The following is a 13,446-nucleotide window of genomic DNA, read 5'->3' as shown; positions in this document are numbered from 1 at the left end:
ATTGCGCGCGGCGTGCGGTTCGTCAAGGCCCCCGGCCTCGCGGGGCGCACGGCGAAGATCACCATACTCCGTCCCCGTACGGGTGGACGACAGGCGCTGCGTGTACGCCGAAGGGCGACCACCCGATTGGGTGATCGCCCTTGGGGACGCCCTCAGGGGGCGTCAGCGCGAGTCAGGAGACCCGCAGGAGGTCACTTGACCTCGACGGCCGCGCCGGCGCCCTTGAGGGCCTCGGCAGCCTTGTCGGCGGTCTCCTTGTTGACCTTCTCGAGGACCGGCTTCGGGGTGCCGTCGACGAGGTCCTTGGCCTCCTTCAGGCCCAGGGAGGTCAGCTCACGGACGACCTTGATGACCTGGATCTTCTTGTCGCCGGCGCCGGTGAGGATGACGTCGAACTCGTCCTTCTCCTCGACGGCCTCGGCGGCCGGGGCACCCGGGACACCGGCGGCCACGGCGACCGGGGCGGCGGCGGTGACGTCGAACTTCTCCTCGAACGCCTTCACGAACTCGGAGAGCTCGATGAGGGTCATCTCCTCGAACTGCGCGAGCAGGTCTTCCTGAGACAGCTTCGCCATGATGGCGGTCCTTCCACTAAATCGGCTGGTGCCGGGTGTACATGTGAGGCGGGCGTACGTTGGGCCCGCTGCGACCGACGCCGGTCAGGCGGCGGTCAATGCGCGAGCCGAATTACTCGGCACCGCCCTGCTCGGCCTGCTTGGCACGAAGCGCCTCCGCGGTGCGGACGAACTTCGAGGGAAGCGCCTGGAAGAGCGCGGCAGTCTGGGACTGCTTGCCCTTCATGGCGCCCGCCAGCTTGGCGAGCAGAACCTCGCGGGACTCGAGGTCCGCAAGCTTCTTGATCTCATCGGCGGACAGCGCCTTGCCGTCAAGGACACCGCCCTTGATGATCAGGTTCGGGTTGTCCTTGGCGAAGTCACGAAGACCCTTCGCCGACTCCACCGGGTCACCGGTGATGAAGGCAACCGCCGTCGGACCAGTGAACTGGTCGTCCAGCGACGTGATCCCGGCCTCGTTGGCCGCAATCTTGGTCAGCGTGTTCTTCACCACGGCGTACTGGGCGTTCTCACCGAGCGAACGGCGCAGCTGCTTGAGCTGTGCCACGGTGAGACCGCGGTACTCGGTCAGCACGGCGGCGTTCGAGCTGCGGAACTTGTCCGTCAGCTCGGCAACCGCAGCAGACTTGTCGGGCCTCGCCATGAGCCTCGGCCTCCTTCCGGGTGATTCGGACCGCGATGGCTGAAGGAAGGAGACTGGGCAAAACGAAACGCCCCGGCGCAGGCGCACGGGGCGTGACTCGACCGGACGGCAGTCCGGGAGTACATCCACTGTCACCTACGCGGGCCGTCCGCAGCTAGCGGAATCCTTCGGCGGCTGAACCCCTTCGGGCACAACTACGACCAGCGGTCTTTGGCTTCTGTGGAAGAGTACGGGACCGGACACCCGTCAAGCAAATCGCCCAAACCACGAGATCAGACCCACCCCGTCGCCATGGACGGGCCTCACCCCGGAGGCCCCGCCCACGACGGAGCCGGCGCCCGCCGGGCACCGGCCCGCATGAGCGAGGCCGAGCCCGCCGGCACGGCGGCCCCGCAGGGGTGGCCAGGCTCCGTGCAGGGCCGTGAGGCGCCGCGGGCAGCGGCCGCTCACGCCCGCCGGCCGCAGGCGCCGCCCGCCGGGGCCGCCCGGCCCGTTGCAGCCCCGGCCGCCCTCCGGCGGCGGCGCGCTCACGGCGACGGCGCCGTCGGGCGGTGGCGCGGTGCTGGGGGCCCGACCCGGCCCCGGAGCCTCCTGGAGGCGCCCGCGGCGGGGGCGGGGCCCGTCAGGCGACGGTGCCCTCGGCGTCCTTCATCGCCTCGACGCTCTTCTCCATCATCTCCGTGAAGTCGAAGGTCTTCGCCGGCGGCGGGGCCTGGACGGTGGCCTTGGTGCCGTAGTCGGAGTACGTCGCGGACATCGCGATCTTCCCGAGGGGCGTCTCCATGCCGACGTCCACCTTCACCGGGTAGCCGTCCTGGTTGACCCAGACCTCCGTGTCGTACGACGTCAGGCCGGTCTGCTTCATCTTCTCGACCAGCTCGTCGCGCTCCTTCTGGGAGAGCACGGCCAGCGACTTGTTGGCGGCGAGCATCTCCTCGACGGTCAGCGAGCCCTTGTAGTGCTGCGCCTCGACGCCGTCGACCTTCTCGGGGCCGACGTGCTTCAGGTTCGGCGAGTCGAGCAGCAGGGCGAGCTGCTCGGCCGGGTCCTGGTTCATGTTCTCCAGGCCGCCCATGAGCTGCTTCTCGGCCGCCGCGTCGCCCGACTTGGCCGCCAGCTCCTTGAAGTCGAGCTTCAGCCACTCCTTGCCGTCCAGCGAGGCGGGGGTGTCCTTGCCCATGTGCATGTACATGACCTCGTCGACCATGACCATGCGCATGGCGCCGGAGCCCTCGCCCGAGCCGCCCATCAGGCCCTTGCCCGTCATGGTGATGTCCATCACGCCGGGCTCCCAGCCCACGACGCCGTTCATCTCCATGGTCCCGGCGTCCTCGCCGAGCGCGCCCGCGCCCGCGCCGCCCATGGGCACGCTCATGGTCATCCGCACCTTGGCGGACTTGGCCGCGGCCGTCTTCTCGTACGCGGTCTGGATGACCTGGAGCGCCGAGGACCACTGCGGCGCGGCGGCAGGCGCGTCGGCGGCCTTCTTCCCGCCGTCCTTGCCGTCGCTCCCGCCGTCGCCGCCCTGGCAGCCCGCCAGGGCCGCCAGCACGGCCACCGCGGCCGTCGAGACGCCCAGGCGCCGGCGTACGGAGACCTTCATGCCCCACCCCCACGTGAAAATACGTGCGATCTTCAGTTCACCGAAACGCTAACCCACCGCACTGACACCCGTGCGGTGAAAATGAACCGGCCCCCGCTCCTCCGGAGAGGTGCGGGGGCCGGTTTCAGACAACCGTGCGAGCCGTCAGGCTCAGACCGCGGCCGGGTCCTCCTCGACGAGGAGGTTGCGGGTGCGGTTGGCGTCCAGCGGGATGCCGGGGCCCATGGTCGTGGTCAGGGTCGCCTTCTTGATGTAGCGGCCCTTCGCGGCGGACGGCTTCAGGCGGAGGATCTCCTCCAGCGCCGCGGCGTAGTTCTCCACCAGCTTGGTCTCGTCGAAGGAGACCTTGCCGATGATGAAGTGCAGGTTCGCGTGCTTGTCGACACGGAACTCGATCTTGCCGCCCTTGATGTCCGTCACGGCCTTGGCGACGTCCATCGTGACCGTGCCGGTCTTCGGGTTCGGCATCAGACCACGGGGGCCGAGGACGCGGCCGAGGCGGCCGACCTTGCCCATGAGGTCCGGGGTGGCGACGACGGCGTCGAAGTCCAGACGGCCCTTCGCAACCTCGTCGATCAGTTCGTCGGAGCCGACGATGTCGGCGCCCGCGGCTTCCGCGGCCGCAGCACGGTCACCGGTCGCGAAGACCAGGACCCGGGCGGTCTTGCCGGTGCCGTGCGGAAGGTTCACGGTGCCACGGACCATCTGGTCGGCCTTGCGCGGGTCGACACCCAGGCGGAAGGCGACCTCGACGGTGCCGTCGAACTTGGTGGTGGCGGTTTCCTTGGCGAGACGGACGGCCTCGAGGGGGGCGTAGTTACGCTCCCGGTCGACCTTGGCGTCCGCGCCGCGGAGAGCCTTGCTGCGCTTCACTTCTTCTCCTGAATTCGGGTGTGGAGTCGTGGTCCGGGCCAGCGCGTGGCCCTCCCACATGAGGGACTGACGGGGGCTGTTCAGCCCTCGATCGTGATGCCCATGGAACGGGCGGTGCCGGCGATGATCTTCTCGGCGGCGTCCAGGTCGTTCGCGTTGAGGTCGGGCATCTTGGTGGTGGCGATCTCGCGGACCTGGGCGCTCGTCAGCTTCGCGACCTTGGTCTTGTGCGGCTCGCCGGAGCCCTTCTCCACACCCGCGGCCTTCAGGATCATCCGCGACGCCGGGGGCGTCTTGGTGATGAAGGTGAAGGAGCGGTCCTCGTAGACCGTGATCTCCACCGGGATGACCCAGCCACGCTGCGACTCGGTCGCGGCGTTGTAGGCCTTGCAGAACTCCATGATGTTGACGCCGTGCTGACCCAGCGCGGGGCCGACCGGCGGGGCCGGGTTGGCGGCGCCGGCCTGGATCTGGAGCTTGATAAGCCCCGTGACCTTCTTCTTCTTGGGAGGCATAGCTCTCTCCGGGTCCTAGTGAGAGTGTTCGGCCACCATCCGATGCCGTACGACGTCATCCGGATGGAGGCATACCGCACAACGATAACGGGTATGGCTGTGCGTCCAAAAACCGAGCAGGTCAGAGGGCGGAAGACGCCACTCTGACCTGCCCGAGGACTGCGGAGAACCGACCGGTGTCAGACCGGTGTCAGTTCTTCTGGATCTGGTCGAAGCTGAGCTCGACCGGGGTCTCGCGGCCGAAGATCTCGACGAGGCCCTTGACCTTCTTCGAGTCGGCGTTGATCTCGTTGATCGTGGCCTGCAGCGTCGCGAACGGGCCGTCGGTGACGGTGACGGAGTCGCCCACCTCGAAGTCCAGGACCTGGACCTCGACCTTGCGGGCGGGCGCCGGCTTGCCCTCGGCCTCGGCGGCCTCGCGGGCGGCCTTCTCCTCGGCCTCCGGGGCGAGCATCTTGACGATCTCGTCCAGCGTCAGCGGGTAGGGGTCGTAGGCGTTGCCCACGAAGCCGGTGACACCGGGGGTGTTGCGCACGACGCCCCAGGACTCGTTCGTCAGGTCCATGCGGACGAGCACATAGCCGGGCAGCTTGTTCTGCCGGACGTTCTTGCGCTCGCCGTTCTTGATCTGGACGATCTCTTCCTCGGGGACCTCGGCCTGGTAAATGAAGTCCTCGACGTTCAGCGAGACGGCGCGCTGCTCCAGGTTGGCCTTCACGCGCTTCTCGTAGCCCGCGTAGGTGTGGATCACGTACCACTCGCCGGGCAGGCCGCGCAGCTCCTCGCGGAGCGCGGCGACGGGGTCGACGGGCACGGCCGGCTCGGCCTCCTCGTCGTCCTCGGTCTCGTCGGCCTCGACCTCGTCCTCACCGGCGGTCTCGTCGGCCTCGGCGTCCTGGGCGTCGTCCTCGGCGTCCGCGTCCTCGGCGGTCTCGTCGTCCTCGTCCCGGACGGTCTCGACGTCCTCGGTCGCCTCGCCGACAGCGGCGTCCGCAGCTTCCGCCTGGTCCTCGTCGGCCGCCTCGACGACGTCGAGCTCGTCCGGGGCGGACTCGTTCAGGTTCGGGTCAGACACGGTGGCTGCTTCTTCCTGGATACAGATGGGGTGGAACATGCGAAAAGGGGCGCCGGGGTGGGCGCCCTCCGCAGGAATCAGCCGAAGACGTACTTGACTGCTTCCTTGAAGCCGTAGTCGATGCCCGTCACCATGGCGATCATGATGACGACGAAGATGATCACGACAGTCGTGTACGTGGTCAGCTGGTTGCGCGTGGGCCAGACGACCTTGCGCAGTTCGGCGACGATCTGACGGTAGAAGATCGCGAGACGGCCCAGCGGGCCCTTCTTGGCGCGCTTGCCGCCCTTGCGGCTCTTCTTCTTCGACTCCGGCGCTTCGTCCTCAGCATCAGGCATGTCGATGGAGCCTACGGCGTCCGTCACGTCTCTCACCTGATTCCGGGTCGGCCGTGCCGCGCCCGGGTGGAGCCGCACGGCGGTGCAATGAAGTACATACCTGCGCACACATCCTGGCGGTGTGTGTAGCAGGGCCGGAGGGACTTGAACCCCCAACCGCTGGTTTTGGAGACCAGTGCTCTACCAATTGAGCTACGACCCTTTGTCGTTCTCCCCCAACCTACCGCATCCGACGTGGTGCTCATCGGCGTGGTCGGTGAGGGCCAACGAGCAGAGAGTGTACGTGGTCAGGGCCGCCGCGTCGAACAGATAGCCCCCGCGGACTTCGCGCCGCACCCGGAGGCCGGCGTTCCGCACCGCGCGGGAACGGTGTCCCGGGCCGTCCGCGGGCGGTCCCCCCGGCCGTCCGCCGCCCTTCCCGCGGCCGCGACGGGAACAGGTGTCCGGGCCCGTGTCCGCTGGGCGAAACCCGCGTACGGCGGCCCCGCGCGGTCTGGGACGATGGGCCGTATGAGCGCTGCAACTCCTCCGACCGAGCGCCGGGTCTCCGCCCGCATCGGTGCGATCTCCGAGTCCGCGACCCTCGCCGTCGACGCCAAGGCCAAGGCCCTCAAGGCCGCCGGTCGCCCGGTGATCGGCTTCGGCGCGGGCGAGCCCGACTTCCCGACGCCCGACTACATCGTCGAGGCCGCCGTGGAGGCCTGCCGCAACCCGAAGTACCACCGCTACACGCCGGCCGGCGGCCTGCCCGAGCTGAAGGCCGCGATCGCCGCGAAGACGCTGCGGGACTCCGGCTACGAGGTGGACCCCTCCCAGATCCTCGTCACCAACGGCGGCAAGCAGGCGATCTACGAGGCGTTCGCCGCGATCCTGGACCCGGGCGACGAGGTCATCGTCCCGGCCCCGTACTGGACGACGTACCCGGAGTCGATCCGCCTCGCGGGCGGCGTGCCGGTGGAGGTCGTCGCCGACGAGACGACCGGGTACCGCGTCTCCGTGGAGCAGCTGGAGGCGGCCCGCACAGAGCGGACCAAGGTCGTCCTGTTCGTCTCCCCCTCCAACCCGACGGGCGCCGTCTACGCGCGCGAGGACGCCGAGGCGATCGGCCGCTGGGCGGTCGAGCACGGGCTGTGGGTCCTGACGGACGAGATCTACGAGCACCTGGTGTACGGCGACGCGGCCTTCACCTCGCTGCCGGCGCTCGTGCCCGAGCTGCGCGACAAGTGCGTCGTCGTGAACGGCGTGGCCAAGACGTACGCGATGACGGGCTGGCGCGTCGGGTGGATCGTGGGCCCGAAGGACATCGTGAAGGCCGCGACGAACCTGCAGTCGCACGCCACGTCGAACGTCTCCAACGTCGCCCAGGTCGCCGCGCTCGCCGCCGTCTCGGGGAACCTGGACGCGGTCGCCGAGATGCGCACGGCGTTCGACCGGCGCCGCCAGACGATCGTGCGGATGCTCAACGAGATCGACGGCGTGGTCTGCCCGACGCCGGAGGGCGCGTTCTACGCGTACCCGTCGGTGAAGGCGCTGCTGGGCAAGGAGATCCGGGGCAAGCGCCCGCAGACGTCCGTGGAGCTGGCGGCGCTGATCCTGGACGAGGTCGAGGTCGCGGTCGTGCCGGGTGAGGCGTTCGGCACGCCGGGCTATCTCCGGCTCTCGTACGCGCTGGGCGACGAGGACCTGGTCGAGGGCGTGTCGCGGATGCAGAAGCTGCTCGCCGAGGCGCGCGACTGACCCGCCGCCCCGAGTGACCCGTGCGGGCCCGGCCGATTCCCTTCGGCCGGGCCCGCTCTTTCGTTCCCGGTGGTACCCGTTCGGAGAAAGGGGCTGTTTCGGGGCGCCGGACTGCGGCAGTATCCCCGGATGGAGCACGTCCGCGATCTGAAACTGCTGCCGAAGGCCCATCTGCACCTGCACTTCACGGGCTCGATGCGGCCCTCCACGCTGCTGGAGCTGGCCGACAAGTACGGCGTCCACCTGCCCGACGCGCTGACCGGCGGGGAGCCGCCGCGGTTGCGGGCCACCGACGAGCGCGGCTGGTTCCGCTTCCAGCGGCTGTACGACATCGCCCGCTCGTGCCTGCGGGAGCCGGCCGACATCCGGCGGCTGGTGCTGGAGGCCGCCGAGGAGGACGTGCGGGACGGGTCGGGGTGGCTGGAGATCCAGGTGGACCCCACCTCGTACGCGCCGAGGCTGGGCGGGCTGATCCCGGCGCTGGAGATCATCCTGGACGCGGTCGCGGCGGCCTCGCGCGACACGGGGCTCGGGATCCGGGTGGTGGTCGCGGCGAACCGCATGAAGCATCCGCTGGACGCGCGCACCCTGGCCCGGCTGGCGGTGCGGTACGCGGACCGGGGGGTCGTGGGGTTCGGGCTGTCGAACGACGAGCGGCGCGGGATGGCGCGGGACTTCGACCGGGCGTTCGCGATCGCGCGGGAGGGCGGGCTGCTGGCGGCGCCGCACGGCGGTGAGCTGACGGGCCCGGCGTCGGTGCGGGACTGCCTGGACGATCTGCGGGCCTCGCGCATCGGGCACGGCGTACGGGCGGTGGAGGACCCGCGGCTGCTGCGGCGGCTCGCCGACAAGGGCGTCGCGTGCGAGGTGTGCCCCGCGTCGAACGTGGCGCTCGGCGTGTACGAGAAGCCCGAGCACGTACCGCTGCGGACGCTGTTCGAGGCGGGGGTGCCGATGGCGCTGGGGGCGGACGACCCGCTGCTGTTCGGGGCGCGGCTGGCGGACCAGTACGAGATCGCGCGGCGCCACCACGGCTTCACGGACGCCGAGCTGGCGGAGCTGGCGCGGCAGTCGGTGCGGGCCTCGGTGGCTCCGGAGGACACGCGGGCGAAGCTGCTGGCCGGGATCGACGCGTGGCTGGCACAGTGAGCGTCCGCGGTGCGTGCGGGTCGGGCCGGGTCGGGTCGCGGGGCGGTGGCCCCGGCGCCGTACGGGACGGGGGCGGTCGGGGGCGTACGGCGCCGGGACCGGGCGGTCAGGCGAGGCCGGTGAGCAGGGTGCGGGCCAGCGCGGCGGCGAAGGTGTCCACGTCCTGCGGCGGCTCCTTGCCGACGGTCGCGTCGTAGGCGAAGGCCCGCTGGGCGCAGGCGCCGAGGAGCAGGGACGCGGCGGCGAAGGTGTCGGCGTCCGGACGGATGCGGCCGGCGTCGCGTTCGACGCGGAGGTAGGCGTCGAGGGCCTCGATGGGGGTGTGGGGGCCGGTGCCGAGGTCGCGCATGGCCTGGTCGTGGCGGGCCTTGAGCCTGGTCTCGGCGTAGAGGGACGCGGCGATCGGGAAGCTCTCGGCGTAGAAGAGGGCGGCCTGGCGGGCGATCTCGGTGAGGTTCCGCTCGACGCTGCGGTCGTCGGCCGCGGGTGAGTCGGCGAGGCGGTTGATCAGCGGGCCGAGCGTGGGGAGCCGTTCGTGCAGGACGGCCGCGAACAGCTCCTCCTTGCTCGCGTAGTACTTGTAGAGCGCCGCCTCGGAGCACTGGGCCGCCCTCGCTATCTCCTTGGTGGTGGTGCGGGCGAGGCCGACCGTGCGCCACAGGTCGTGGGCGGCGTCGAGGATCCGTTCCCGTGCGGGCTTCATGGGCGGTCTCCGGGCGTGCGCTTGACGGTGAGTGTGTACTCACCCACTCTAGTGGTGAGTGAACACTTACCCACCACTTTCACCACCCGCTTCTGGGAGGACGCCATGAGGATCACCGTGTTCGGCGCGACGGGCGGCATCGGCCGGGAGATCGTCCGCCAGGGCCTGGACGCGGGCCACCACGTCACGGCGGTGGTCCGCGACTCGTCACGCCTGCCGGCGCAGAGCGAGCACCACGGCGGCCGGCTGGAGGTGGTCACGGCGGCGCGCATGGACGACCCGGAGGCGCTGCGGCCCGCGGTGGCCGGGCGGGACGCGGTGCTGTCGGGGCTCGGGCCGCGCAGCCGCGCGCAGGTGGGCATCGCCTCGTCCCTGACCAGGGCGATCCTGCGGGCGATGGAGGCCGAGGGGGCGCGGCGGTTCCTCGCCGTGAGCGCGGCGCCGCTGGGGCCCGTACCGGAGGACGAGACGCTGGCCCTGCGGCTGATGACGCCGATCGTGTCGCGGGTCCTGCGGGCCCACTACGACGACCTGCGGGTGATGGAGGCCGCGATGCGCGAGAGCGGCACGGACTGGACGGCGGTGCGCCCGCCGCGGCTGGTGGACACGCCGCTGACGGGGCGGTACCGGACGGTGCTGGACGGCAACCCGCGCGGCGGCGCCAAGATCGCGCGGGCGGACGTGGCCCACGCGATGCTGGCCCTGGCACCGGACCCGGCGACGGTGCGACGGGCGGTGGGGGTGGCGTACTAGCGGGGGTGCGAGGCCCGTACGGGACGGGGGCTCGGGCCGGGCGTGGGGGGCTCGGGCCGGGTGTGGGGGCGGCTCGGGCCGGGGCCGTACCGGCGGATCGGGCTAGCCGGTCGTGCCCCGGGCGATGCGCTCCAGGACGGCGAGGGTGTCGGGGCACGGGGCCGGGTGGGCGCCGTCGGGCCGGTCGACCGGGTGGTACGTCCACACCTTGGTCCCGGGAGCGCGCAGCGGGTCGGCCTTCGACAGCTGGAGGCGCCCGTCGACGATGCGGGCGTACGCGGCGACCGGCAGGTCGTCGACCAGGCAGTCGAGCGCCCCCGGCGCGACCCGGCCACCGGCCTTCCACAGCCGCCCGCCGAACGCGACGTACCACTTGTCGCAGGCCGTCGGCCAGTCGAAGGCGTACACGGCGCCCTCCACGGGCCTCGCGGGACCGGCGGACGCCGCGGGGCTGTCGGAGTACCGGCGCGGGGGCTCCTGCGCGAGGCACGTCGGCGTCCCGCCCGCGAGGGGCCGGAAGACGATCTCCCCGCCCCAGGCGGGGGCGCCGGGGCCGGACAGGGGCCCGTCGATTTCGAAGACGGCGGTGGCCGACCCGCCGCGCCCCTGGAGCCGCATCAGGCCGCGGACGCGGTCCGAGACCCAGGAGGCCGTCCAGGCGTGGGGCGGCGCCTCCCACACGCGGCCGCCGAAGACGGCGTACCGCAGGTCGCAGACCGTCGACAGGTCGTAGCGGTAGCGGACGAGCTCCACGGGGGCGCGCCTGGGCCCGGAGTCCAGGGCCGCGCGGTCCGCGGACGGCGGCTGCGGCAGGTGGACCCCGCCCTTCACGAGCCGGGAGAAGTGGCCGTCCGCGTCGTCTGCGGGCGAGGCCGTCGGACTCTGCCTCGCCGCCGTCGGGGTCTCGGCGGGCGCCGCGCCGGTGCCGCGCACGCCCAGCGCCGATCCGACCGCCACCAGTGCCGTCGCGGCCCCCGCGGCGAGGGCGCGGCGCCGGTGGCGGGTGCGGCGGCCCCGGGCGACCAGCGCGCCGGTCGGCGGCGCCGCGTCGACCGTGCCGTCCTGCTCCGCGAGCGCCCGCAGCGCACGCCGCAGCCCGTCCTCGTCGTGGTGGTTCATCGTGTGCCCCTTCCCGCGTAGACGGCGAGGGCGCCGGTGGCCCGCAGCCGCTCCAAGGCCCTGTTGGTCCGGCTCTTGACCGTCCCGGGCGAACAGCCGAGCAGCTCGGCCGTCTCCTCCACCGACAGGTCCTCGTAGAAGCGGAGCACCACCACGGCGCGCTGGGCGCGCGGCAGGGCGCCCAGCGCGCGGGCCAGCTCCAGCCGCGTCTCGGCGCCGTCCGCCATGTCCCGGCGGTCCGCCACGGCCGCGCCCTCGCCGCCGGGGTGGGCCGTCTCGGTGTGCCAGCGGCGGCGCCGCCAGGTCGCGTACAGGTTGACGACGACCTTGCGCGCGTACGCCTGCGGGGACGCCCAGCTGCCGGACCTGCCCCAGCGCAGGTACACCTTGACCAGCGCGGCCTGTACGAGGTCCTCGGCGGCGTGCCGGTCGCCGGTCAGGAGGCGGGCGGTGCGGAGCAGCGACGCGTAGGACGCCTCGGTGAACTCCGTGAAGTCCTGTTCGTGCGCCGTGTCCCTGCGCGTCGTCACCGGTGATCCCCTCGACCAGCGTGTGGCGGTCCCGGTGTCTGCTCGGAGGGACCCTGTCACCCACTCGACAACCTGGGGGACCGGACGGGTTCCGTCTTTTTCACGGCTCCGACGCGCGGCGGCCCCGGGGGTCTCCCCGGGGCCGCCGTGCTCGTGGGGCGGGTGTCAGAGGCTGACGCCGACCGTCACCGGCTCGTTGACCAGCGTGACCCCGAACGCGTCCCGGACCCCGGCGACGACCTCGCGGGCGAGGGCGAGCAGGTCCTCGGTGGTGGCCTCGCCGCGGTTGGTGAGGGCGAGGGTGTGCTTGGTGGAGATGCGGGCGGGCCCGCTGCCGTACCCCTTGGTGAACCCCGCCTTGTCGATCAGCCAGGCGGCCGACGTCTTGGTCCTGCCGTCTCCGGCCGGGTAGGCGGGCGGGGCGGCGTCGGGGCCGAGGCGGTCGCGTACGCGGTCGAGGAAGGCGGCGTACTCGGCGGCGTCGAGGATCGGGTTGGTGAAGAACGAGCCGGCGGACCAGGTGTCGTGGTCGTCGGGGTCGAGGACCATGCCCTTGCCCGCGCGCAGGGCGAGGACGGTCTCGCGGGCGGCGGCCACGGGGACGCGGTCGCCGGGCTCCACGCCGAGGGCGCGGGCGGTCTCGGCGTACCGGATGGGGGCGCTCATCCCCGCGGCGTCCTCCAGCTCGAAGCGGACGCGCAGCACGACGAAGCGGTCGGGGTCGGCCTTGAAGCGGCTGTGCCGGTACGAGAAGTCGCACTCGGCGCCGGTGAGGGTGACGGTCTCCTCGGCGCGGCGGTCGTACGCGACGACCTCGGTGAGCGTGGTGGCGACCTCCTGGCCGTACGCGCCGACGTTCTGGATCGGGGTGGCGCCGGCCGAGCCGGGGATCCCGGCCAGGCACTCGACGCCGGCGAGCCCGGCCTCGACCGTGCGGGCGACGGCGTCGCTCCACACCTCGCCGGCGGCGAGCTCCAGCCGCGTCCCGTCGAGGGTGAAGCCGCTGGTGGCGATGCGCAGGGCGGTGCCGTCGAAGCCCTTGTCGCCGATGACCAGATTGGACCCGCCGCCGATGATCAGCAGCGGCGTACCGGTCCGGTCGGCCTCGCGCACGGCGGCGACGACCTCGTCGTCGGTACGGGCCGTGATCAGCCGCCGGGCGGGGCCCCCGAGCCGGAACGTGGTCAGCGGGGCGAGCGGAGCGTCATGAGTAACCTGCACCCGCCCAGCCTACGGTGCGCCGACGACACCATCGGGGCGGGCGCGGGGTGGGGCGCGGACGCCGGTCGCGGCAGCAGGGGCCGGCGGCGACGCGCCCCTGAGCGGGGCCACCCGCGGGCGCCCCGGGCCGCAGGGGCCCGGCGGCGGGGTGCCGCCGGGCCCGGGTCCGCCGGGCGGGGGCTCAGGCCAGCTGGACCACGGCGCGGGACATGCCGAGGACCTTCTGCCCGTCGCTCGTGGCCGTCAGGTCGACGCGGACGCGGCGGTCGTCGAGCTTGGCGGCGACCTTGCCGGTGACCTGGATCAGCGCGCCCTTGTCGTCGTTCGGCACGACGACCGGCTTGGTGAAGCGGACGCCGTACTCGACCAGGGCGCCCGGGTCGCCCACCCAGTCGGTGACGACGCGCGCGGCCTCGGCCATGGTGAACATGCCGTGCGCGATGACGTCGGGCAGGCCGACCTCGCGGGCGAACTTCTCGTTCCAGTGGATGGGGTTGAAGTCGCCGGACGCGCCCGCGTACTGCACGAGGGTGGCGCGGGTCACGGGGAACGCGCCGGCCGGGAGTTCCGTGCCGACCTCGACCTCGTCGAAAGAGACCTTCGCGGTCATGG

General features: G+C 72.1%; 15 protein-coding genes and 1 tRNA gene. 3 read left to right on the top strand and 13 right to left on the bottom strand.

The window, feature by feature from the left end:
• Positions 1-191: 191 nt before the first annotated feature.
• From rplL to ACSUPT_RS17780, 8 genes are all read right to left on the bottom strand, one after another.
• Positions 192-575, bottom strand: a complete 384-nt coding sequence (gene rplL, locus ACSUPT_RS17815; protein ID WP_351963287.1) for a 50S ribosomal protein L7/L12 — start codon at positions 573-575, stop codon at positions 192-194.
• 112 nt (positions 576-687) lie between these two features.
• Entirely contained in the window at positions 688-1,218 is a 531-nt protein-coding gene (rplJ, locus tag ACSUPT_RS17810) for a 50S ribosomal protein L10 (RefSeq protein ID WP_351963286.1), read from the bottom strand.
• Between the two features lie 622 nt (positions 1,219-1,840).
• Positions 1,841-2,821 (bottom strand): hypothetical protein, encoded by a 981-nt coding sequence (locus ACSUPT_RS17805; RefSeq protein ID WP_436944922.1) that lies wholly within the window; start codon positions 2,819-2,821, stop codon positions 1,841-1,843.
• Between the two features lie 150 nt (positions 2,822-2,971).
• The gene (gene rplA / locus ACSUPT_RS17800; RefSeq protein WP_351963284.1) at positions 2,972-3,694 is read right to left on the bottom strand and encodes a 50S ribosomal protein L1; all 723 of its coding nucleotides are present in this window, start codon (positions 3,692-3,694) and stop codon (positions 2,972-2,974) included.
• Between the two features lie 80 nt (positions 3,695-3,774).
• Positions 3,775-4,209, bottom strand: a complete 435-nt coding sequence (gene rplK / locus ACSUPT_RS17795) for a 50S ribosomal protein L11 (RefSeq protein WP_351963283.1) — start codon at positions 4,207-4,209, stop codon at positions 3,775-3,777.
• Between the two features lie 190 nt (positions 4,210-4,399).
• On the bottom strand, positions 4,400-5,284 hold the full coding sequence (gene nusG / locus ACSUPT_RS17790; RefSeq protein WP_436944920.1) for a transcription termination/antitermination protein NusG: 885 nt from the start codon (positions 5,282-5,284) through the stop codon (positions 4,400-4,402).
• 77 nt (positions 5,285-5,361) lie between these two features.
• A complete protein-coding gene (secE, locus tag ACSUPT_RS17785; RefSeq protein ID WP_351963281.1) occupies positions 5,362-5,649 on the bottom strand; it encodes a preprotein translocase subunit SecE in 288 nt (95 codons plus the stop codon).
• A 102-nt stretch (positions 5,650-5,751) separates the two neighbouring features.
• A tRNA-Trp gene (locus tag ACSUPT_RS17780) sits at positions 5,752-5,824 on the bottom strand.
• A 308-nt stretch (positions 5,825-6,132) separates the two neighbouring features.
• On the opposite strand from ACSUPT_RS17780, the gene ACSUPT_RS17775 reads away from it, so the two are divergent.
• Positions 6,133-7,359, top strand: a complete 1,227-nt coding sequence (locus ACSUPT_RS17775) for a pyridoxal phosphate-dependent aminotransferase (RefSeq protein WP_351963280.1) — start codon at positions 6,133-6,135, stop codon at positions 7,357-7,359.
• 129 nt (positions 7,360-7,488) lie between these two features.
• Entirely contained in the window at positions 7,489-8,508 is a 1,020-nt protein-coding gene (locus ACSUPT_RS17770; RefSeq protein ID WP_436944918.1) for an adenosine deaminase, read from the top strand.
• A gap of 106 nt (positions 8,509-8,614) precedes the next feature.
• Here ACSUPT_RS17770 and ACSUPT_RS17765 read toward each other — a convergent pair whose 3' ends face one another.
• Positions 8,615-9,211, bottom strand: coding sequence for a TetR/AcrR family transcriptional regulator (locus tag ACSUPT_RS17765; protein ID WP_351963278.1), 597 nt, complete (start codon positions 9,209-9,211; stop codon positions 8,615-8,617).
• Positions 9,212-9,316: 105 nt separating this feature from the next.
• Between ACSUPT_RS17765 and ACSUPT_RS17760 the strand changes: the two genes are divergently transcribed.
• A complete protein-coding gene (locus ACSUPT_RS17760) occupies positions 9,317-9,964 on the top strand; it encodes an NAD(P)-dependent oxidoreductase (RefSeq protein ID WP_404144241.1) in 648 nt (215 codons plus the stop codon).
• A gap of 102 nt (positions 9,965-10,066) precedes the next feature.
• Here ACSUPT_RS17760 and ACSUPT_RS17755 read toward each other — a convergent pair whose 3' ends face one another.
• The 4 genes from ACSUPT_RS17755 to ACSUPT_RS17740 form a co-directional block, all read right to left on the bottom strand.
• Positions 10,067-11,083, bottom strand: a complete 1,017-nt coding sequence (locus ACSUPT_RS17755; RefSeq protein ID WP_436944916.1) for a hypothetical protein — start codon at positions 11,081-11,083, stop codon at positions 10,067-10,069.
• Complete coding sequence (locus tag ACSUPT_RS17750; RefSeq protein ID WP_351963275.1) at positions 11,080-11,613, bottom strand: SigE family RNA polymerase sigma factor; 534 nt, start codon at positions 11,611-11,613, stop codon at positions 11,080-11,082. Before ACSUPT_RS17750 ends, ACSUPT_RS17755 begins: the two co-directional genes overlap by 4 nt.
• 165 nt (positions 11,614-11,778) lie before the next feature.
• Positions 11,779-12,834, bottom strand: a complete 1,056-nt coding sequence (locus ACSUPT_RS17745) for a UDP-N-acetylmuramate dehydrogenase (RefSeq protein ID WP_351963274.1) — start codon at positions 12,832-12,834, stop codon at positions 11,779-11,781.
• A 181-nt stretch (positions 12,835-13,015) separates the two neighbouring features.
• A complete protein-coding gene (locus ACSUPT_RS17740) occupies positions 13,016-13,444 on the bottom strand; it encodes a MaoC family dehydratase (protein ID WP_351963273.1) in 429 nt (142 codons plus the stop codon).
• Positions 13,445-13,446 lie beyond the last annotated feature (2 nt).

This window comes from Streptomyces sp. SudanB25_2051 (assembly GCF_964272635.1).
Lineage (GTDB): Bacteria > Actinomycetota > Actinomycetes > Streptomycetales > Streptomycetaceae > Streptomyces.
Note: the sequence above shows the minus strand (reverse complement) of the source record. Positions and strands in the feature narration are given on the sequence as shown.